This is a genomic window from Streptomyces sp. NPDC059524 (assembly GCF_042749255.1).
Lineage (GTDB): Bacteria > Actinomycetota > Actinomycetes > Streptomycetales > Streptomycetaceae > Streptomyces > Streptomyces xanthii.
The window spans coordinates 1-19,616 of record NZ_JBHYTK010000067.1 but is presented as its reverse complement, the minus strand read 5'-3'; the positions used below and the strand labels follow the sequence as shown (position 1 = coordinate 19,616).

General features: G+C 72.3%; 18 protein-coding genes. 8 read left to right on the top strand and 10 right to left on the bottom strand.

The features are described 5' to 3' along the window. Positions 1–4 precede the first annotated feature (4 nt). Both ACFW9D_RS20065 and ACFW9D_RS20060 read right to left on the bottom strand, forming a co-directional pair. Entirely contained in the window at positions 5–700 is a 696-nt protein-coding gene (locus ACFW9D_RS20065; RefSeq protein WP_188337069.1) for a DUF2993 domain-containing protein, read from the bottom strand. A 77-nt stretch (positions 701–777) separates the two neighbouring features. Next, complete coding sequence (locus ACFW9D_RS20060) at positions 778–1,338, bottom strand: DinB family protein (RefSeq protein ID WP_384623513.1); 561 nt, start codon at positions 1,336–1,338, stop codon at positions 778–780. Between the two features lie 124 nt (positions 1,339–1,462). Between ACFW9D_RS20060 and ACFW9D_RS20055 the strand changes: the two genes are divergently transcribed. Next, positions 1,463–1,720 carry a hypothetical protein gene (locus ACFW9D_RS20055; RefSeq protein WP_188337067.1) on the top strand — a complete coding sequence of 86 codons (258 nt, stop codon included), beginning with the start codon at positions 1,463–1,465 and terminating at the stop codon, positions 1,718–1,720. A gap of 227 nt (positions 1,721–1,947) precedes the next feature. Here ACFW9D_RS20055 and ACFW9D_RS20050 read toward each other — a convergent pair whose 3' ends face one another. Then, complete coding sequence (locus ACFW9D_RS20050; RefSeq protein ID WP_384623511.1) at positions 1,948–3,057, bottom strand: threonine synthase; 1,110 nt, start codon at positions 3,055–3,057, stop codon at positions 1,948–1,950. 230 nt (positions 3,058–3,287) lie between these two features. On the opposite strand from ACFW9D_RS20050, the gene ACFW9D_RS20045 reads away from it, so the two are divergent. The 6 genes from ACFW9D_RS20045 to ACFW9D_RS20020 all read left to right on the top strand — a co-directional run bounded on the left by ACFW9D_RS20045 (position 3,288) and on the right by ACFW9D_RS20020 (position 10,337). Continuing rightward, on the top strand, positions 3,288–4,040 hold the full coding sequence (locus tag ACFW9D_RS20045; protein WP_384623509.1) for a GntR family transcriptional regulator: 753 nt from the start codon (positions 3,288–3,290) through the stop codon (positions 4,038–4,040). Between the two features lie 194 nt (positions 4,041–4,234). Further along, complete coding sequence (locus tag ACFW9D_RS20040) at positions 4,235–5,944, top strand: purine-cytosine permease family protein (protein ID WP_384623507.1); 1,710 nt, start codon at positions 4,235–4,237, stop codon at positions 5,942–5,944. Between the two features lie 252 nt (positions 5,945–6,196). Further along, entirely contained in the window at positions 6,197–6,397 is a 201-nt protein-coding gene (locus ACFW9D_RS20035) for an SPOR domain-containing protein (RefSeq protein ID WP_188337063.1), read from the top strand. Positions 6,398–6,427: 30 nt separating this feature from the next. Continuing rightward, positions 6,428–6,865 (top strand): (deoxy)nucleoside triphosphate pyrophosphohydrolase, encoded by a 438-nt coding sequence (locus tag ACFW9D_RS20030; RefSeq protein ID WP_384623505.1) that lies wholly within the window; start codon positions 6,428–6,430, stop codon positions 6,863–6,865. Between the two features lie 97 nt (positions 6,866–6,962). Further along, positions 6,963–7,421 carry an ATP-binding protein gene (locus ACFW9D_RS20025; RefSeq protein WP_188337061.1) on the top strand — a complete coding sequence of 153 codons (459 nt, stop codon included), beginning with the start codon at positions 6,963–6,965 and terminating at the stop codon, positions 7,419–7,421. 228 nt (positions 7,422–7,649) lie between these two features. Further along, the gene (locus ACFW9D_RS20020; RefSeq protein ID WP_188337060.1) at positions 7,650–10,337 is read left to right on the top strand and encodes a SpoIIE family protein phosphatase; all 2,688 of its coding nucleotides are present in this window, start codon (positions 7,650–7,652) and stop codon (positions 10,335–10,337) included. An 11-nt stretch (positions 10,338–10,348) separates the two neighbouring features. Here the strand turns inward: ACFW9D_RS20020 and ACFW9D_RS20015 are convergent, their stop codons facing one another. Continuing rightward, positions 10,349–11,059 (bottom strand): PspA/IM30 family protein, encoded by a 711-nt coding sequence (locus ACFW9D_RS20015; protein WP_384623502.1) that lies wholly within the window; start codon positions 11,057–11,059, stop codon positions 10,349–10,351. 54 nt (positions 11,060–11,113) lie between these two features. After that, positions 11,114–13,171 (bottom strand): TPM domain-containing protein, encoded by a 2,058-nt coding sequence (locus tag ACFW9D_RS20010; RefSeq protein ID WP_384623500.1) that lies wholly within the window; start codon positions 13,169–13,171, stop codon positions 11,114–11,116. Positions 13,172–13,291: 120 nt separating this feature from the next. Between ACFW9D_RS20010 and argG the strand changes: the two genes are divergently transcribed. Then, on the top strand, positions 13,292–14,737 hold the full coding sequence (argG, locus tag ACFW9D_RS20005) for an argininosuccinate synthase (protein WP_188337057.1): 1,446 nt from the start codon (positions 13,292–13,294) through the stop codon (positions 14,735–14,737). 77 nt (positions 14,738–14,814) lie between these two features. On the opposite strand, the gene ACFW9D_RS20000 is transcribed toward argG, so the two are convergent. The 5 genes from ACFW9D_RS20000 to ACFW9D_RS19980 are packed head-to-tail and all read right to left on the bottom strand — an operon-like array spanning position 14,815 to position 19,380. Continuing rightward, the gene (locus ACFW9D_RS20000) at positions 14,815–15,504 is read right to left on the bottom strand and encodes a phosphotransferase (protein WP_223205955.1); all 690 of its coding nucleotides are present in this window, start codon (positions 15,502–15,504) and stop codon (positions 14,815–14,817) included. A 37-nt stretch (positions 15,505–15,541) separates the two neighbouring features. Beyond that, complete coding sequence (locus ACFW9D_RS19995) at positions 15,542–16,318, bottom strand: succinate dehydrogenase/fumarate reductase iron-sulfur subunit (protein ID WP_384623497.1); 777 nt, start codon at positions 16,316–16,318, stop codon at positions 15,542–15,544. Then, positions 16,315–18,234 (bottom strand): fumarate reductase/succinate dehydrogenase flavoprotein subunit, encoded by a 1,920-nt coding sequence (locus ACFW9D_RS19990; protein ID WP_188337055.1) that lies wholly within the window; start codon positions 18,232–18,234, stop codon positions 16,315–16,317. The genes ACFW9D_RS19995 and ACFW9D_RS19990 overlap by 4 nt, the downstream gene beginning before the upstream one ends. A gap of 17 nt (positions 18,235–18,251) precedes the next feature. Then, positions 18,252–19,064 carry a hypothetical protein gene (locus ACFW9D_RS19985; protein WP_384623495.1) on the bottom strand — a complete coding sequence of 271 codons (813 nt, stop codon included), beginning with the start codon at positions 19,062–19,064 and terminating at the stop codon, positions 18,252–18,254. 25 nt (positions 19,065–19,089) lie between these two features. Next, a complete protein-coding gene (locus ACFW9D_RS19980; protein WP_188337053.1) occupies positions 19,090–19,380 on the bottom strand; it encodes a hypothetical protein in 291 nt (96 codons plus the stop codon). Positions 19,381–19,616: the final 236 nt, after the last annotated feature.

Genomic DNA, 19,616 nt, shown 5'->3' with positions numbered 1-19,616 from the left:
TTCCTCAGCCGCTCACCGGGATGTCGGTGCCGCCCACCGTCAGCCGGAGGCCCTCCGGGAGCGGCGTCGCGTCCCGCAGCGCGATGCCGCCAGGGAGGCGGGTGATCGACTGCTCGAAGTCGGTCACCGAGCGGATCTGCTCCTCCGAGACGCCCTCCGCCTCCGGCGGGTTCTCCGCGCGGACGCGGAGCGTCGTGCCCGTCACCTCCACCCGGCTCAGCACCGCGTAGGTCTGGCCGTCCCTGGTGACCTCCACCTTCATCCGGCCCTCGCCACCGTCCGACAGGCGCGTGACGCGGGCGCCCGAACCCGGGTCCGACGCGGCCGCCTTCAGCAGCTCGTCGTACGGGATCAGGGCCGTGCCCGTCGCCGTACGGGCCTTCGCCGCCGAGAAGCCGTTCGTGAACTCCACGTCCCGCAGCCGGAGTTCGAGGTCGTCCAGGCGGGCCGTGCTGCCGCCGGGCACCGTCGCCTCGTACGTGTCGATCGACGCGTCGATCTCGTCCAGGCCGCCCGTGGCGATCTGGGTGAGGAACGGGAAACCCTTGATGGACACGTCCGGTGTGGCGGACAGGCCGATCGAGGTGGCCAGCTTGTCCGCGGCCTTGCCCTCGAGGACGTGGACGGCGAGCCGGTCGGCTCCCACCCCCACGGCCGCGAGGACGACGGCCGCGATCACGAGTCTTCGCAGTGTGCGCATCCGGACAGCTCAGCAAGGACTAGACCAGAAGGCCGTGACTGGCGTCACACTTCGCGCAACGTCTTGATCACGGTTCCCTACTGGCCGACGCGGCCGTCCACGCACTCCCGCAGCAGATCCGCGTGGCCGCAGTGCCGCGCGTACTCCTCGATCCGGTGCACCATCAACTCCCGTACGGACGTTGCGTGCTTGCCGAGGCGCGTGCCCAGATCCGCGTGCGGGGCCAGCGCCGCGTCCATCGCCGCCTGCTCGCGTTCCAGGTCGGCGTACGCCGCGTCCACCACTGCCGGGTCCGCCACCGCTCCCTCGAAGTCCCCGTCGTTCTCGCCGTACAGGCTCGGCTGTGGATCGCCGTCCGTGATCCAGTTCTGCCAGTCCCGCTCGCACTCCGCCAGGTGACGCAACAGGCCGAGCAGCGACATCGTCGACGGCGGCACGGAGCGGCGCGCCAGCTGCTCCGGGGTCAGGCCCTCGCACTTCATCTTGAGGGTCAGTCGGTAGTTGGTCAGGAAGTCGTCCAGCGTCGCCAGTTCGCCGTCGGGCGACGGGCCCTCGCTGTTGCGCGGGTCGTCGTCCGGGTCCACCCACATGTCGGGGTAGACGGTCGCCTGGGTCCATCGTTCGGATGCCTCGGTCATCCGTTCATCGTCACCTGTGCTGGTGGGTGACGCGACCGGATTACGGCCGAACGTCCTGCGTGCGGCGGTAGGTTGATCGGCATGTGCCCGCTCGTTCGGGCGGGGGAACGGGGGAACGATCGTGATGGAGAGTATGGAAGTGGCGCTCTTCCTCGTGGTGGCCGGCGCCGTCGTCGCCTCGGCCGAGCGCGCCACGCGCAAGCGGCAGAAGGTGTTCCGGGACACCTACGGGACCTACGAGGGCTTCCGGCGCGAGGTCGACGAGGGGCGCGTCCGCACGGTGCGGCGCGAGCGGGGGGACGTCGCCGCGATCAAAGCCGTGCGGGACGGGCATCCGAGTGTCTCGCTGCGGCTGGCCAAGCGGTACGTGCAGGAGCTGTGACCGGAGTGCGCCTGAAGGGAGGGTGGCCGCCTGGGGGCTTTTGGCGGCTTTCCGGTCGTTCCTACAGGTGTCGGGGCGGGTTCGGGACCGCACGGGGCATGTGCGTGCTCGCCATCGCGGAGGCGCCGCCCGCTGGTAGTGGTGCGGGAAGCCTGGGCTCGGTGCTGCGCGCGCACATGCCCCGTGCGGTCCCTGCCGTCTCGTACGTGTCCGCGGGCCGCATGTGTCTAGGCGGATGCCAGGCCCGTCTTCAGGCCGGCGCCGCACAGGGGGACCACCGCGGTGCGGCCTTCGAGGGGGATCGTCTCGCGGGCTGCGGCCCAGCAGGCCACGCCCGTGGACTCCACGTAGAGGCCCTGGGAGGCCAGGTCGAGCTGGGCGTGGCGGATCTGGTCCTCGGTGACCGTGTGGAAGGCGCCGCCCGATTCCCGTACGGCCCGGAGGATCTGGCGGGCCCTGGGCGGGTTCGGGATGGCGATGCCCTCGGCGAAGGTCGGGGCCTGAGGGGGGATGGAGAGGAGGCCGTCGGCTCCGGCGCGCCAGGCGTCGGCGAGGGGGGAGACCGCTGCGGCCTGTACGGCGTGGAGGGCCGGGCGGCGGTCGATCAGGCCCGCGCCGTGCAGTTCCCGGACGGCGAGCGCGGCGCCCAGGAGCAGGGTCCCGTTGCCCACCGGGACGACGAGCACGTCGGGCAGGCGGCCGCCGAGGTCCTCCCAGAGTTCGTGGACGTACGTCTTCGTGCCGTGCAGGAAGTACGGGTTGTAGACGTGGCTGGCGTAGAAGACGCCGGGTTCGTCCGCGGCCTCGCGTGCGGCCCGCGCCGTCGCCTCGCGGTCCCCGGGGACGATCTCGAGGCGGGCCCCGTGCGCGCCGATCTGCTCCAGCTTCTTCGGTGACGTGCCCTCGGGGACGTAGACGCTGCAGGGCAGCCGGGCGCGGGCGCAGTACGCGGCGATGGCGGTGCCCGCGTTGCCGCTGCTGTCGGCGATCACCCGCTCGGGGCGCAGGCGGGCGGCGAGGGCGGCGAGCATGACGGCGCCGCGGTCCTTGAACGACAGCGTCGGCATCAGGAAGTCCAGCTTGGCCGAGATCGAGTCCGAGAGCGGAACGACCGGAGTGCGGCCCTCGCCGAGCGTGCAGTCCGGAGTCGGCAGCGGCAGACATTCGGCGTAGCGCCAGAGGGAGCCCGTCCGGCCGGCCAGCGACTTGAGGGGCGCCGGAGTGGGGGCGTAGTCGAGATCCAGCGGCCCTCGGCACAGGGGACAGCACCAGTCGAGCGAGGCGGCGGGCACCCGGGTCCCGTCGGCGGAGCAGTAGCGGTCAGGCAGCGCGGTCATGGGGAGAGACTAGGCGGCGGTTCCTCGTCGGACGGGCGCCCGCACGCGCATGCGACTCGGGATTCGATGTGTGAAACATGCACTACCTGGAGAAAGTCGCTGCGTGAAGGGTTGAGCACCCTCAAGTCATCACTTCGAGTGATTCTTTGGCCTTTGCTTGCACGGCTCAACCCACGGTTGCCAGGCTGTCGCTGTCTGTCAATCAGATTGGGATCCGAGGGGGAAAACCAGTGACATTCGGTGAGCAGCCGGCCTACCTGCGCGTCGCGGGTGATCTCCGCAAGAAGATCGTCAATGGCTCGCTGCCGCCGCACACCCGGCTCCCGTCGCAGGCCAAGATCCGCGAGGAGTACGGGGTCTCGGACACGGTGGCGCTGGAGGCGCGGAAGGTCCTGATGGCGGAGGGCCTGGTCGAGGGCCGTTCGGGCTCGGGCACCTACGTGCGCGAGCGCCCGGTGCCGCGCAGCGTCGCGCGTTCCGGCTACCGCTCGGGGAGCGGTTCCACGCCTTTCCGGCAGGAGCAGGCCGAGCCCTCGGCGCGCGGCACCTGGGAGTCCCGCAGTGAGCAGGCCGAGGCCGACGCCGCGGTCGCGGAGCGCCTGGGGCTGCGCCCCGGAGACCGGGTGATGCGCACCAAGTACGTGTTCCGGGACGCGGGCGAGGCGATGATGCTGTCCACCTCGTGGGAGCCGCTGACCGTCACGGGCCGCACCCCGGTGATGCTCCCGGAGGAGGGCCCGCTCGGCGGCTGCGGCGTCGTGGACCGGATGGCGGCGATCGACGTGATCGTGGACAACGTGACGGAGGAAGTCGCCGCCCGTCCAGGTCTCGCCGAGGAGTTGAGCGCGCTCGGCGGAGTGCCGGGCCACGTCGTGCTGGTCATCAGCCGGACGTTCTACGCGTCGGGCAGACCGGTGGAGACGGCCGACGTGGTTGTTCCGGCGGACCGCTATCGGATCGCGTACCACCTGCCCGTGAAGTAGCCGAGGAGTCAGGGGCGCCCGATAGGCGGACGCCCCGGTCCGGCCCGTGTGACGGGGAGTTAACCCCGTCGGCCCTCCCGTAACCGCCCGGCAATCCCGCACGGCGCAGAGCCGTCACGCGCGGCTCCTACCTTCCGTCTGCGTACCGGCCGCGCCGGTATACCGCCGACTGACGGACGAACGGGAAGCCGCCGATGACCGAGACCGCTCTGCCCACCGCAGGCCCGGAGACGACCGGGCAGCCCAGCGACCGCCCCCCGAAACGGAGCTACGCACGGCTGGCCGCCGACGAGTCCCGCGAGGACTTCTCGCTGCGCTACGCCCCGCACGCGTATCGCCGCTGGTCACCGACGATGGTCGCCTCGACCGCGCTGGGCGGCATCGCCTACCTCGCGGACTTCGCGATCGGCGCGTCGATCGTGTTCACGTACGGGTTCACGAGCGGACTGGCGTCGATCCTGTGCGCGGCGACGATCATCTTCCTGACCGGTATACCCATCGCCCGGGCCTGTGCGAAGTACGGCCTGGACATGGATCTCATCACCCGGGGCGCGGGCTTCGGGTATTTCGGGTCCACGCTCACGTCGCTGATCTACGCCTCGTTCACGTTCATCTTCTTCGCGCTCGAGGGCTCGATCATGGCGCAGGCGATGCACGAGGTGACCGGACTGCCCTTGCCGGTCGGGTACTTGCTGACGACGCTGATCGTGATCCCGATCGTGTTCCGTGGGATGGGAGCGCTGGCGAAGGTGCAGGCGTGGACCCAGCCGGTGTGGCTGATCGGTCTGGTGCTGCCGTTCGTGGTGCTCGCGGTGGAGTCGCCCGGCTCGTTCTCGGCGTTCACGCACTTCGGCGGGACCGAGGGCGCGGGCAGCGGCTTCGACTGGCTGGGCTTCGGGCTCGGCACCGGCGTCGCGCTGTCGCTGATCGCGCAGATCGGGGAGCAGGCGGACTACCTGCGCTTCATGCCGGCGAAGACCGAGTCGAACAGGAAGCGGTGGAATCTGGCCGTTCTGGCGGCGGGCCCGGGCTGGGTGGTGATCGGCGCGGCGAAGCAGCTCGGTGGCGCGCTGCTCGCGTTCGTGGCGCTGGAGGCCGTGGGCAAGACCCACGCGCTCGAGCCGATCGCGCCGCAGGTCGAGGCGCTGAAGCCGTGGCTGGGCTCGGTCGCGCTGCCGGTCGCGGCGCTGTTCGTCGTCGTGTCGCAGATCAAGATCAACGTGACGAACGCGTACAGCGGCTCGCTGTCGTGGTCGAACTTCTTCTCCCGGGTGACGCACCGGCACCCGGGACGGGTCTGGTACATCTTCCTGAACCTCGCCATCGCGCTGACGCTGATGGAGATGAACATGTTCGCGGCCCTGAACAAGCTGCTGGGCTTCTACTCGAACGTGGGCATCGCGTGGATCGCGGCGGTCGCGGCGGACCTCGTCGTCAACAAGCGGGTGGGCTGGAGCCCCAAGTACATCGAGTTCAAGCGGGCGTACCTGTACGCGGTGAACCCGGCCGGCTTCGGGGCGATGGTGATCGCGTCGGCGGTGTCCATCCTGGCGTTCTTCGGGCTGTTCGGGGAGTACGCGCAGGCGTTCTCCACCTTCATCGCGGCGGGCCTCGCGCTGGTGCTGTGCCCGCTCATCGCGTGGGCGACGAAGGGGCGCTACTACCTGGCGCGGCCGAACCCGGTCAACGGCCCGGACGCGGTGGTCGAGGACGTGACGGCGACGCACGTGTGCGGGGTGTGCGAGACGGCGTACGAACTGCCCGACATCGCGGACTGCCCGGTGCAGGCCGGACCGATCTGCTCGCTGTGCTGCTCCCTGGACGCCGCGTGCGGGGACGTGTGCACGAAGGCGCCGACGGGGGAGCCGGTGCTGCTGCCGGTGCCGACGGTGCGCGCGGGCTGAGCGGGACGGCCGGCCGGCAGCGGGCCGGCTGAGGGACAGGGGGCGCGTTCTGACGAATGCGCCCCCTGCTCGTGTGCCTGTCTTGGCCGGTCGGTGGCTTGCGGCGTATCTCTTTGTGCCATTCCGTATCCGCTCCGTGAAGGTCAGGCGTACGCTCGGGCATATGCGGAATGCGGTTTCCTCGGGATGCTCATCGGGATGCTTAGGGGGCGGGGCGCGATGCGAGCCGGAGTCGGAGAGCGGAGGGGCGCGATGAGTGACGGCACGACCACGCTGCCGTGGCAGGTCATCCGCCAGGACGACAACGGCAACCGCTACCGCGTCGGCCGGTACGCGACCAGGGCGGAAGCCGAGAGCATCGCCGACAGCCTCGACGAGCGCGGGCACAAGCAGCTGTACTGGGTGGAGCGCCTGGGCCAGGGCGGCCCGGGGCAGAACGGCACGGTGAACTGAGCGGGGCGCGGCGCCCGTAGGCTCCACCCCATGACGGACATTCCCGTGGTGGTGGTCGCCGCCGCCCTGTACGACTCCGCGGGCCGGCTGCTCGCCGCGCGACGGAGTGCGCCCCCCGAGCTGGCCGGCCGCTGGGAGCTTCCCGGGGGCAAGGTCGAGCCGGGTGAGCCCCCGGAGCGGGCGCTCGTGCGCGAGCTGCGCGAGGAGCTCGGGGTGGCGGCGGAGCCGGTCGCGCGGGTGCCGGGGGAGTGGCCCCTGAAGCCGGGGTACGTCCTGCGGGTGTGGCGCACGCGGCTGCTGTCCGGCGAGCCGGAGCCGCTGGAGGACCACGACGCCCTGCGCTGGCTGGAGCCGGACGAGGTGTGGTCGGTGGACTGGCTGGACCAGGACGTGCCCGCGGTGGCGGCGGCCCTGGAGGAAGCCCCCGGGGCGGGTGAGCCCGAGAGGGACGCGGTGCGCGAGCGGTGACGGCGCGATAGCATCCGGCACAGTTCGGGTATATCCGTGTTGTCTGAGTTATCCGGAGTCGTTCCCAGTCGTTCGGGTTTCTTTTGATTGTCCGGGTATGCCCGCTGTAGTCGGGCGGGATCCGTCGCGGGGCAGGGAAGTGGTCTGCGTGCTCCACACCGAAGGCGACCGTGCCGAGTGGGCTTTCCCCGCCGATCCGTCGGCCGTGCGCAAGGCCCGCTGGGCGGTCCGTACCCAGCTCGCGGACTGGGGCCTGGACGACCTGGGGGACGTCACGGCGCTGCTGGTCAGCGAGCTGGTCACGAACTCCCTGCGGTACGCCTCCGGCCCCATCGGGGTCAGCCTCGTCCGCCCCGCCGGTGACGGCGAGACCCTGCTCGTGGAGATCTCCGACCCGCTGCCCGACCCACCCCGCGCCCGCACCGCCGCACCCGACGACGAGGGCGGCCGCGGCCTGCAGCTGGTGGCCGGAGTGGCCCGGCGCTGGGGCACCAAGCCCGGCGGCACCGAGGACGCCGGAAAGACGGTCTGGTTCGAACTGACTCTCCCGGGTTGAGCCGCTCCTGATCGGTCAGGAGAGGGATGCGGGTGACCGGTGCGTGGCATCGTGTGTGGGCGCACCCGGACCCTGGGTACGGAAAGAGTCGGTCCCGACGGGCCAAAAAGCGTCGGGAGCATGGTGTGATCGTGAACACCGTGTTGCGCGGCTCCGTAGTGCTGGATACTGCGGGCAGCTGCCCCGGTGACCGATGCCGGACGCGGTGAGCTGGAGGGGACGGTTCGCGTGAGCGAGATACCAGCGAAGGCCGGGGCGTCCGAGGGTCCCTCGGGCGCGGCCTCGGCGCGGCATGCCGGATCGGCCCCGCGCGGCGGCGGCAGCGGGCCGGAGTCCGGCGGTGCCGGGCAGCCCGCGCAGGCCGATGTCTGGCAGTCGAGCCCGCCCGGGTCGATCTACGACTACATAAAGGTCGCCTCCTTCTCCATCGGGCCCGACGGACTGATCGACCAGTGGAGCCGGCGCGCCGCGCAGATCCTGGGCGTCGGCACCGAGGACGCCGTCGGCAAGGACCCCATCGAGGCCTTCGTCCCCGCCGACCTGCGCGAACGCGGCCACCGCAAGATGGCCGAGATCCTCGACGGCAGGGAGTGGACGGGCGTCGTCCCCTTCCGCGCCCCGGGCGGCGGCGCGGACGAGAGCGCGGCCGACGCCGAGGCCCGCACCGGGCTCGCCGAGGTCTACGTCATGCCGACGCTCACCGAGTCCGGCGAGCGCGCCGCGGTCTGCATCGTCGTGGACGTACGGACCCTGCGGCGCATCGAGACCGACCTCGCCGCCTCGCAGGCCATATTCGGCCAATCTCCCTTCGGCTTCCTGCTGTTCGACACCGACCTCAAGGTCCAGCGGGCCAACCGCACGTTCACCGCCGTCTTCGGCGGGCACGTCGACGACCACCGCGGGCGCACCGTCCACGACTACCTGCCCCGGCACGAGGCGGAGCGGGTGCAGGGTGCGTTGCGCCGGGTCCTGGAGAGCGGCGAGGCCGTCACCGACATGCAGCTGGTGGGGACCGCGCCGGACTCCGTCGAGCGCCGCCACTGGTCGGTCAACCTCTACCGCGTGCACAGCGGTTCGGGCCGGCCCATCGGCATCGCCGGACTCGTCACGGACGTCACGCGCCGGCACGCCGCCGCCCGCGAGGCCGCCCACGCCCGCCGCAACCTGGCGCTCCTGAACGAGGCGGGCGCCCGCATAGGGAACTCCCTGGACCTGGAGACCACCGCGCGCGAACTGCTCGACATCGTGGTCCCCGGCTTCTGCGACCTGGCCTCCGTCGACCTGTACCAGGGCCTGCTCGCGGGCGACGAGGCGCCGCCCGGGCTCGCCGACGGCAGCGCCGAGCTGCGCCGGGTCGCCGCCGCGAGCGCCGTCGCCGACATCCCGTTCCTCGACCTCGGCAGCGAGGCCCCGGTGAACGTGGGCGCGGTGCACCGCTTCGCGTTCAACTCGGCCTGCGCCGACGCCCTGCGCACCGCGCGCCCCCAGCTGCTGCCCGCCGAGCCGGGCGGCCTCGTCCGCTCCACGCTCGCGGTGCCGATGGTCGCGCACGACACGGTCGTCGGCCTCGTCCAGTTCTCCCGGACCAAGGGGAGCGAGCCCTTCGGCGAGCGGGACCGGGCGGTCGCGGTCGAGCTGGCCGCGCGCGCCGCGGTCTGTATCGACAACGCCCGCCTGTACCGCCGCGAGCACGAGCGCGCCCTGATACTGCAGCGTTCCCTGCTGCCGCCGGACAACCCGGAGGCCTCGGGCCTGGACATCGCCTGCCGCTATCTGCCGGGCAACGCGGCGACGGAGGTCGGCGGCGACTGGTTCGACGTCATCGAACTGCCGGGCCACCGCACCGCGTTGGTCGTCGGCGACGTCATGGGCCGCGGCCTGCGCGCCGCCGTCGCCATGGGTGAACTCCGCACGGCCGTGCGCACGTTGGCCCTGCTCGATCTCGAACCGGCCGAGGTGCTCAGCGCCCTGGACGAGATCGCCCGCGGCCTCGGCACCCCCGGCGGCGTCCAGCAGGCGACCAGAGCGGCCCGCAGAACCGGCGCCCCGGAGCGCGGCGACCTCTCCGAGGTGTACCTCGCCACCTGCGTCTACGCGGTCTACGACTCCGTCACCCGGCGCTGCACCTTCGCCAACGCGGGCCATCTGCCGCCGGTCCTCGTCGAACCCGGCGAGGGCGCCCTGATGCTGGACGTGCCGCCGGGCATGCCGCTCGGCGTCGGCGGCGAGCCGTTCGAGGAGGTGGAGGTCGAGCTGCCCGAGGGCTCGCTGCTCGCGCTCTACACGGACGGGCTCGTCGAGTCCCGGGACCATCCGCTGGACGAGGGCCTGTCCTCGTTCCGCGCGGCGCTCGACGCGCCGCCCCGGGCCGGGACCACCCGCACGCACTCCGAGGAGCTGGAGGACATCTGCGACCACGTCCTCGGCAGCCTCGACACGCACCACGGCGAGGACGACATCGCGCTCCTCATGGCCCGGGTCCAGGGCCTGCCCGAGGAGAACGTGGGCGACTGGACGCTGCCGCGCGAGCCGAAATCGGTGGGCCGGGCCCGCGAGTACACCCGGGAGCGGCTGACCGACTGGGGTCTCGAAGCGCTCGTCGACACGACGGAACTGCTGGTCAGTGAGCTGGTCACCAACGCGCTGCGGTACGGCGAGGGCGAGATCAGGCTGCGGCTGCTGCTCGACCACACGCTGGTGTGCGAGGTGTGGGACGCGGGCCTGGTGCAGCCGCGCCGGCGCCGCGCCCGGGACACGGACGAGGGCGGGCGCGGACTGCAGCTCGTGGGTCTGCTCAGCGCGGCCTGGGGGTCGCGCCGCACCCCGCGCGGCAAGACCGTCTGGTTCGAACTGGCGCTGCCCGACGGCGACTCGGGGCTCGTGGACCCGACGGAGGCCCTGCTCAGCCTGTTCTGACGCGGGGAGCGTCAGGTGGTCTTGAGGGCGGCCAGCCGGGCCTCGATCTCGGCCGCGTCGCCGAGCGCGTCGAGTTCCTCGAACTGGGCGTCGAGCGAGGACGCGGCGAGTTCCTGCTTGCCGAGTGCCCGCGCCTCCTCGCGGCGCACCTTGTCCTCGAAGCGGCTCAGCTCGCTGGTCGGGTCGAGGACGTCGATGTTCCGCGCCGCGTCGAGCATCTGGTTCTGGGCCTGCGCGGTCTTGGCGCGGGCCACCAGCTCGTCGCGCTTGGCCTGCAGTTCGGTCAGCTTGGTCTTCATCCGGTCGAGGCCGCTCTTCAGCTTGCCGACGACCTCGGTCTGCGCGGCGATGGCCGGCTCGGCGTCCCGGGCCTCCTGCTCCGACCGCAGCTGACGGCCCAGCGCGACCTTGGCGAGGTCGTCGAAGCGGTCGGCCTCCGCCGTGCTTCCGGCGGCCCGCAGCTCGTCGGCCTTCCGGCTGGCGGCCAGCGCCTTGCCGCCCCACTCGGCGGCCGCGGCCACGTCCTCCGCGTGGTCCTGTTCCGTGAGCCGCAGATGGCCGATCGTGGCCGACACGGCGTCCTCGGCCTCCCGGATGTTGTTGGTGTAGTCGCGGATCAGCTGGTCGAGCATCTTCTGCGGGTCCTCGGCGCCGTCGAGGAGCGCGTTGATGTTGGCCTTGGCGAGCTGGGTGACCCGGCCGAGGATGGTCTGCTTGGTCATCTGGGATCCCTTGGTACGGAGCTGGGTGCGGAGCCGTCAGTGGTGGTGCGCTGGTCAGAAGCGGCCGCCGGTGCCGCGCCGGCCCCGGGTGCCGCCGCCCCCGAAGCTGCCGGGCCCGCCCCCGCCGAAGGCGCCGCCGCCGGATCCGCCCCCGCCGCCGCCCCGCAGGACCTGGCCGAGGATGATCCCGCCGAGCACGGCGCCGCCCATGCCGGTGCCGCCGCGCCCGCCGCCCCCGTACGGATTCCCGTACGCGCGCACGTCCCGCTCGGCGAGGGAGCGGGCCTGCCGGGCCAGGGAGTCGGCCTGCTGGGCCTCGGCGAGCGCGGTGGCGGGATCGGTGGACTCGGCGGCCCGCGCGTTCACGAGCCGGCGCTCGGCCTCCGCGAGCCGGGTGCGGGCCTCGCTGCCGATCGCGCCGCGGTGCGTGGTGAGGAAGTCGGCGGCGGCGCCGGTGCTGCTGCGGGCGGTGAGCAGGGCCTGGCCGAGGAGGCTGCGGGCGCGTTCGGCGCCGGCCTCGCGGGCACGGGCGGCGGCGAGGGACTGGTCGAGCGCGGAGTCGGCCTCCTCGACGCGGCGCAGGGCGCCGATCGGGTCGTGGGGTCCGGCGGCCTGTTCCCTGCGGACGTCGGCGACGACGGACTCGACGCGGGCGAGGCGGCCGCGCAGGTCGGCGGTGGGGACGCCCGGGGCGGTGCCTTCGAGGAGGCCGCGGGCGTCGGCGAGGTCGGCCTCGGCGTCGGTGAGGGCGGCGGGCAGCTTCTCGTCGGCCTCGGCGAGTTCGCGGGCGAGCCGCTCGACGGCCGTGACGAAGGTGCCGGCCTGGTCGACGGCGCCCTCGGCGGCACGCAGGTGGACGGCGCCCTTGCCGGTGTCGCCGCCCTCCACGTACTGGCGGGCCTCGCCGAGCTGGGCGGTGGCGAACACCAGCCGGTCCTTGGCCTGTTCGACATGGCCCGCGACGGGCAGCAGGGCGGCGGGCGCGTACCGGGCGCCGAGGGCGCGCAGGGTCTCCTCGGCATCGGCGGTGCGGGCGGTCAGGGCACGGAAGGCCCGTTCGGCGCCGGCCAGCGCCTCGGGCGCGGACTTCTCCAGGGCGCGCAGCCGGTCGAACGGCTCGGCCTCGGCGTCGAGCCGCCGGTCCGCCTCCGTGCAGCGGCTGATGATCTCGTCGAGCATCCGCCGCTTGGTGGCGTCGTCCTCCGGGAAGGCGTCGTCGAGCTGCTGACGGAGCCTGAACGCGGCGGTGAGCTCGCTCTGTGCGGCGGCGAGCGCCTCCGCGTAGGCGGTGACGGCCTCCTCGCCGAACTGGGCGGTGGCGAAGCCGAGTTCCTCGGTGCTGGTACGGATGGCGTCGTCGGTCTCGACGAGGAGGTGCCGGGCCTGCCGGTCCAGCTCGGGCAGTGCGGTGGCGGCGGGCTTGCCCCAGCCGCCCGCGACCGCGCCGCCGCCGGGCGTGGTGCGGGTGTTCATCCGTTTCTTGCGCCGGGTGTAGGTGTACGCGGCGAGCGCGCCCGCCGCGCCGACGGCGATGAGAGGGAGTGCGAGGTCGCCGGTGCGGGTCCCGCCGTCGCTCGCGCCGCCGGGGTCGGCGGCGCCCGGGGTGAGGGTCGGGGTCGGTACGGGCTGTCCGGCGACGACGGCGCCGATGCCGTTCGCCGCGCCGATCGCGGCGCCCGCCCAGTCGTCGCGGCGCAGCGCGGGTTCGACGGCGGTGCGGGCGACGTCCTGGAGCTGGACGTCGGTGAGCCGCGCGTCGCGGTCCACGGAGAAGGCGTACTGCCGGTCGTGGGTGGCGACGGCGAGGAGCACGTCGTCGAGGCCGAGTCCGTTCTTCTCGGCGGTGGCGTTCGCCCAGTCCTGGGCGGTGCGGCCGGAGAAGTCGCGCACGTAGGTGACGAAGAGCTGGATGCCGCGGCTGTCGTCGAGCGTGGTCAGTGCCTGCGCCGTGACGTCGTCGCGGTCGCCGAGGGCGTCCACCTTGTCGGTGACCTGGCCGGTGCGGGAGAGGGTGACCGGGTCGTCGGCGAGGGCCGGGGTGGCGGGCAGCAGCAGCCAGGGGAGGGCGAGGAGCGCGGCCGCGGCCGTCCGGACGACTAGGGGCGAGGTCACCTTTCGGAGGTTATGTCCGGGTGCGGGGTGTCGCGACCGGGGAGATGCTGGGCGTCACGGGCGGAAATTGAGGGCGGGAACGGCTTTGCATGACCATGCATCGTGATGCATACTCTTCCTATGTCCAAGGTCCTCACCTCCCTCCCGGCCGGCGAGCGCGTCGGCATCGCCTTCTCGGGCGGCCTCGACACGTCGGTCGCCGTCGCGTGGATGCGCGACAAGGGCGCCATCCCGTGCACGTACACGGCCGACATCGGCCAGTACGACGAGCCCGACATCGCCTCGGTGCCCGGCCGCGCCAAGAACTACGGCGCGGAGGTCGCGCGCCTGGTCGACTGCCGGGCGGCGCTGGTCGAGGAGGGGCTCGCGGCGCTCACCTGCGGCGCGTTCCACATCCGCTCCGGCGGCCGCGCGTACTTCAACACGACGCCGCTCGGCCGTGCCGTGACCGGCACGCTGCTGGTCCGCGCGATGCTGGAGGACAACGTCCAGATCTGGGGCGACGGCTCCACGTTCAAGGGCAACGACATCGAGCGGTTCTACCGCTACGGCCTGCTGGCCAACCCGAACCTGCGGATCTACAAGCCGTGGCTCGACGCGGACTTCGTGACGGAGCTCGGCGGCCGCAAGGAGATGTCCGAGTGGCTGGTCGCCCACGACCTGCCGTACCGGGACTCCACGGAGAAGGCGTACTCGACGGACGCCAACATCTGGGGCGCCACGCACGAGGCGAAGACCCTGGAGCACCTGAACACGGGCGTGGAGACGGTCGAGCCCATCATGGGCGTCCGCTTCTGGGACCCCGAGGTGGAGATCGCGACCGAGGACGTCGTGATCGGCTTCGAGCAGGGCCGCCCCGTGTCGATCAACGGCAAGGAGTTCGCCTCCGCCGTCGACCTGGTGATGGAGGCCAACGCGATCGGCGGCCGCCACGGCCTCGGCATGTCCGACCAGATCGAGAACCGGATCATCGAGGCCAAGAGCCGGGGCATCTACGAGGCCCCCGGCATGGCCCTGCTGTTCATCGCGTACGAGCGCCTGGTGAACGCGATCCACAACGAGGACACCCTCGCCCAGTACCACGCCGAGGGCCGCCGCCTCGGCCGGCTGATGTACGAGGGCCGCTGGCTGGACCCGCAGGCCCTGATGATCCGCGAGTCGCTCCAGCGCTGGGTCGGCGCCGCCGTCACCGGCGAGGTCACCCTGCGGCTGCGCCGCGGCGAGGACTACTCGATCCTCGACACGACCGGCCCCGCGTTCAGCTACCACCCGGACAAGCTCTCCATGGAGCGCACCGAGGACTCGGCGTTCGGCCCGGTCGACCGCATCGGCCAGCTCACGATGCGGAACCTGGACATCGCCGACTCCCGCGCCAAGCTGGAGCAGTACGCGGGCCTCGGCCTGCTCGGCACGGGCACCCCGGTCGCGGGCGCCGCCCAGGCCGCCGTCACGGGCCTCATCGGCACCATGCCCGAGGGCGGCGCCGAGGCCATCGCCTCCCGCGGCGAGGTCTCCGCCGAGGACGAGGTCCTGGACCGCGCCGCGATGGAGTCCGGCACGGACTGATCTCCGGCACGGACCGATCCGCCGCAGCACCGACGCAGAGGGGCGCTCCCGACCGGGGGCGCCCCTCCGCGTCAGGTCTACGGGGTGACGCCCGCCGCCACCGCCCGCACCAGCTCCGCCGCCGCGCCGAGCCGGGCCTTCTCCTCGCCGGTCAGCGTCGGGTTCGCCGTGCGGCGGGCGCGGGCCTCGTCCAGGGCGGGGCCGGTCGTGCCCGGCGCGGGATCGGCGAGCAGCGCGGGCAGGACCACACGCAGCGCCGGCGCCGCGTCCGACCAGTCCGGATGCAGGCACACCTCGGCGAGCACGATCGCCGACATCGCCCAGTCCAGGGCCGGATCGCCCAGCTCCGTGGTGCCCCAGTCGATGACGACGGGCCCGTCGGCCGTGCGGATCACGTTCTCCGGGTGCAGATCGAGATGCAGCACCCGGCCACCGGCCCGGGCGGGCACGGCGTGCAGCCGGCGCAGCAGCGCGGCGAGTTCGGCCCCCGCGTCGGCCGGCGCGAGCTGCCCGCTGAGCAGCTGCTCGGCCTGCGTCGGCCCGTCCAGCCGCTCCATGACCAGATCGCCGGGCCCGAGCCCCGCGTCCGCCCGGATCAGCGGCGCCGGAAAGCCGTGGCCGCGCACATAGCCCATGACCTCGGCCTCGGGCCGGGCGTCGAGCCCGTCCCGGTAGCGCCGCAGCACCCAGCCCGGGTCGAGCGCGTAGACATCGGCGGTCCGGCCCCGCCCCAGCAGTACCGGTTCTCGTTCGCGCTGATCTTCCAACCGTCCCCCTACGACGCGGACCCGGCGGCGAGGGCCGCTACGACGAAGACCTCCGCCGGATCTTGTTGCCCAGCCAGACCACCGGATCGTACTTACGGTCCGCGGCGCGTTCCTTCAGGGGGATCAGAGCGTTGTCGGTGATCTTGATGCCCTCGGGGCAGACCTCGGTGCAGCACTTGGTGATGTTGCAGTAGCCGAGGCCGTGCTCGTCCTGGGCGGTGGTCTTGCGGTCGAGGCCGCTCGCCTCGGCGGCGTCCAGCGGGTGCATGTCGAGCTCGGCGACGCGCATCAGGAAGCGGGGCCCGGCGAACGCGGGCTTGTTCTCCTCGTGGTCGCGCACCACATGGCAGGTGTCCTGGCACAGGAAGCACTCGATGCACTTGCGGAACTCCTGCGAGCGGTCCACGTCCTCCTGCGTCATCCGGTACTCGCCCGGCGCCAGCTCCGCGGGCGGTACGAACGCGGGGACCTGCCGCGCCTTCGTGTAGTTGAAGCCGACGTCCGTCACCAGGTCCCGTACGACGGGGAAGGCGCGCAGCGGCGTGACGGTGACGGTCTCCTCGCGGGTGAAGACCGACATGCGGGTCATGCACATCAGCCGGGGCCGCCCGTTGATCTCCGCCGAGCACGAGCCGCACTTGCCGGCCTTGCAGTTCCAGCGGACCGCGAGGTCGGGGGCCTGGGCGGCCTGCAGCCGGTGGACGATGTCGAGGACGACCTCGCCCTCGTGCACCTCGACCTCGAAGTCCCGCAGGTCCCCGCCGTCCTGGTCCCCGCGCCACACGCGGAAGTGCGCCCGGTACGCGTCACTCACTTCAGCAGCTCCTCTTCGGCCAGGTACTTCACCAGCTCCTCCTTCTCGAAGAGGGCGAGCAGGTCGGGGCGGACGGGCGGGGTCTCCTCGCGGCCCAGCGCGATGCGGCCGGACCCCGGATCCGCCGGGTCGCGCAGCCGGCACAGCAGGTTCAGCCGCCGCCAGTCGCGGTTCATGCCGGGGTGGTCCTCGCGGGTGTGGCCGCCGCGCGACTCGGTGCGCTCCAGGGCGGCGCGGGCGATGCACTCGCTGACCAGCAGCATGTTCCGCAGGTCGAGCGCGAGGTGCCAGCCCGGGTTGAACTGCCGGTGCCCCTCGACCCCGGCCCGCCGGGCCCGCACCCGCAGCTCGCCGAGCCGGCGCAGCGCCTGCTCCATCTCGCCCTCGCGGCGGATGATGCCGACCAGGTCGTTCATCGTCTGCTGGAGCTCCTGGTGCAGGGTGTACGGGTTCTCGGGGACGGCGCCGTCCTCGGCGGGCTCGGCGGAGAAGGGGCGCAGCGCCTCGGCGGCCGCGGCGTCGACCCCGGCGTCGTCCACACGGGGCCGCTCGGCGGGGACGAGGCCCTGTGCGTGCTCGGCGGCGTGCAGTCCGGCGCGCCGCCCGAAGACCAGCAGGTCGGACAGCGAGTTGCCGCCGAGCCGGTTGGAGCCGTGCATGCCGCCGGCCACCTCGCCCGCCGCGAAGAGCCCGGGCACGCCACGCGCCGCAGCCGTGTCCGAGTCGACGGCGATACCGCCCATCACGTAGTGGCAGGTCGGCCCGACCTCCATGGCCTCGGCCGTGATGTCGACGTCGGCCAGCTCCTTGAACTGGTGGTACATGGACGGCAGCCGTCGCCGGATCACCTCGGCGGGCATCCGCGTCGACACGTCGAGGAAGACGCCGCCGTGCGGGGAGCCGCGGCCCGCCTTCACCTCGGAGTTGATCGCCCGGGCCACCTCGTCGCGGGGGAGCAGCTCGGGCGGGCGCCGGTTGTGGTCGGGGTCCTCGTACCAGCGGTCGCCCTCGGCCTCCGACTCCGCGTACTTCTCCTTGAAGACGTCCGGGATGTAGTCGAACATGAACCGCTTGCCCTCGGAGTTGCGCAGCACGCCGCCGTCGCCGCGCACGGACTCGGTGACGAGGATGCCCTTGACCGACGGCGGCCAGACCATGCCCGTCGGATGGAACTGCACGAACTCCATGTTGAGCAGGGGAGCCCCGGCGAGCAGCGCGAGGGCGTGGCCGTCGCCCGTGTACTCCCACGAGTTGGACGTCACCTTGAACGACTTGCCGATGCCGCCGGTCGCCAGGACCACGCTCGGCGCCTCGATGACGAAGAAGCGGCCGGTCTCGCGTTCGTAGCAGAAGACGCCGCAGACCCGGCCCGCGCCGTCGGTCAGGACGCGGGTGACGGTGCACTCCTGGAAGACCTTGAGCCGGGACTCGTAGTCGCCGGTCTCCTTGTGGTCCTCCTGCTGGAGCTGGACGGTCTTCTGCTGGAGCGTGCGGATCAGCTCCAGGCCCGTACGGTCACCGACGTGCGCGAGGCGCGGGTACTCGTGCCCGCCGAAGTTGCGCTGGGAGATCCGGCCGTCCTTCGTGCGATCGAACAGCGCGCCCCAGGTCTCCAGCTCCCACACCCGGTCGGGGGCCTCCTTGGCGTGCAGCTCGGCCATCCGCCACTGGTTGAGGAACTTGCCGCCGCGCATCGTGTCCCGGAAGTGGACCTGCCAGCCGTCGCCGGAGTTCACATTGCCCATGGCGGCCGCGATGCCGCCCTCCGCCATCACGGTGTGCGCCTTGCCGAACAGGGACTTGCAGATCACCGCCGTACGGGCGCCCCGCTCGCGCGCCTCGATCGCGGCCCGCAGCCCGGCGCCGCCGGCCCCGACCACCACGACGTCCCACTGCTGCCGCTCCACTACAGACATTCAGCCAGACCTCACCATCAGAAGAAGCGCGGATCGTCGAAGGCGCCGGACGCGACCAGGTACACGTAGAAGTCGGCGAGCGCGACGCTCACCAGCGAGGCCCAGGCGAGCAGCATGTGACGGGCGTTCAGCTTCCCGACCCAGCCCCACAGGCGGTAGCGCACCGGGTGTTTGGAGAAGTGCCGGAGGCGGCCGCCGACGATGTGCCGGCAGGAGTGGCAGGACAGCGTGTACACCCAGATCAGCGTGATGTTCAGCAGGAACACGAGGGTGCCGAGGCCCATGTGGCCCCACGCGTAGTGCTCGTCGCGGAAGGACAGCACGGTGTCGTAGGTGAGGATGCAGGCGACGAGGACGGCCGCGTAGAAGAAGTAGCGGTGGATGTTCTGCAGGATCAGCGGGAAGCGGGTCTCGCCGCTGTACTTCTTGTGCGGCTCGGCGACCGCGCAGGCGGGCGGTGACGCCCAGAAACCGCGGTAGTACGCCTTGCGGTAGTAGTAGCAGGTCAGCCGGAAACCCAGCGGGAAGATCAGGATCAGCAGGGCGGGGGACAGGCCCCACCAGCCGCCGAACAGCTCCCAGTTGGGCCCGTGCCGCATCGGGGCGCAGTTGTCCGCGAGACACGGCGAGTAGAACGGCGACACGTACGGGGCCGCGTAGTAGTCGGCGTTCGCGAAGGCCCGCCACGTCGAGTAGACGACGAACGCGAGGAGTCCGCCCGCGGTGGCCGCGGGGGCCAGCCACCAGCGGTCCGTGCGCAGATGACGGGCGGTGATCGCGGCCCGGGTCCGGCTCCGGACGCCGGTGCCGCTGTCTGTGCCGGTGGCCAAGGAAGCCTCCGCAGGTGGGGTGGGGTCAGGGAGCGTGCCGGTCCCGTGCGCCGAGCCCTTCGTCGTCGGAGTCGGTCCACAGGGAGTTGTCGTACGGGGTGTCGGGGATCGGTACGACGTTCTTCTTGGCGGCCGGAGCGGGGGCGTGCTGCGCGGAGGCGGCGCGCAGCAGGGCCACGCTCTCGCGCAGGTGCTCGGTGTCGGCGCGGACCCTGCGCAGATCGGGGCCGGTCGCCTCCGGCGGGAGCTGGTTGACGGCTCGGGTCAGTTCGTCCACGCAGCGCTGAACGACCGTCAGGTCGTCGGTCAGGGACATGGTGTGCCTCGCTTCCGCGGGTTGCGGCGGAGATGCGTGTGCGGGTGCGAGTGTCGCGCGTCACATTGCGCTTTGGGAAGGGGGCGGTTCGGTTTCGCGGGCGGCTGCGGGCCGGTGGGGGCTGATCGCGCAGTTCCCCGCGCCCCTGGAGATGCGCACTTCGTGCGCCATCTCCATCGGGCGCTCGCCCATCGGGGAAATGCGACGCGAAGCGTCTGCATTTCAGGGGCGCGGGG

Excerpts from the sequence above, each read along its gene's own strand:
- ACFW9D_RS20065 (WP_188337069.1), bottom strand. The coding sequence starts at position 700 with ATGCGCACACTGCGAAGACTCGTGATCGCGGCCGTCGTCCTCGCGGCC.
- ACFW9D_RS20060 (WP_384623513.1), bottom strand. The coding sequence starts at position 1,338 with ATGACCGAGGCATCCGAACGATGGACCCAGGCGACCGTCTACCCCGAC.
- ACFW9D_RS20055 (WP_188337067.1), top strand. The coding sequence starts at position 1,463 with ATGGAGAGTATGGAAGTGGCGCTCTTCCTCGTGGTGGCCGGCGCCGTC.
- ACFW9D_RS20050 (WP_384623511.1), bottom strand. The coding sequence starts at position 3,057 with ATGACCGCGCTGCCTGACCGCTACTGCTCCGCCGACGGGACCCGGGTG.
- ACFW9D_RS20040 (WP_384623507.1), top strand. The coding sequence starts at position 4,235 with ATGACCGAGACCGCTCTGCCCACCGCAGGCCCGGAGACGACCGGGCAG.
- ACFW9D_RS20035 (WP_188337063.1), top strand. The coding sequence starts at position 6,197 with ATGAGTGACGGCACGACCACGCTGCCGTGGCAGGTCATCCGCCAGGAC.
- ACFW9D_RS20030 (WP_384623505.1), top strand. The coding sequence starts at position 6,428 with ATGACGGACATTCCCGTGGTGGTGGTCGCCGCCGCCCTGTACGACTCC.
- ACFW9D_RS20025 (WP_188337061.1), top strand. The coding sequence starts at position 6,963 with ATGCCCGCTGTAGTCGGGCGGGATCCGTCGCGGGGCAGGGAAGTGGTC.
- ACFW9D_RS20015 (WP_384623502.1), bottom strand. The coding sequence starts at position 11,059 with ATGACCAAGCAGACCATCCTCGGCCGGGTCACCCAGCTCGCCAAGGCC.
- argG (WP_188337057.1), top strand. The coding sequence starts at position 13,292 with ATGTCCAAGGTCCTCACCTCCCTCCCGGCCGGCGAGCGCGTCGGCATC.
- ACFW9D_RS19990 (WP_188337055.1), bottom strand. The coding sequence starts at position 18,234 with ATGTCTGTAGTGGAGCGGCAGCAGTGGGACGTCGTGGTGGTCGGGGCC.
- ACFW9D_RS19980 (WP_188337053.1), bottom strand. The coding sequence starts at position 19,380 with ATGTCCCTGACCGACGACCTGACGGTCGTTCAGCGCTGCGTGGACGAA.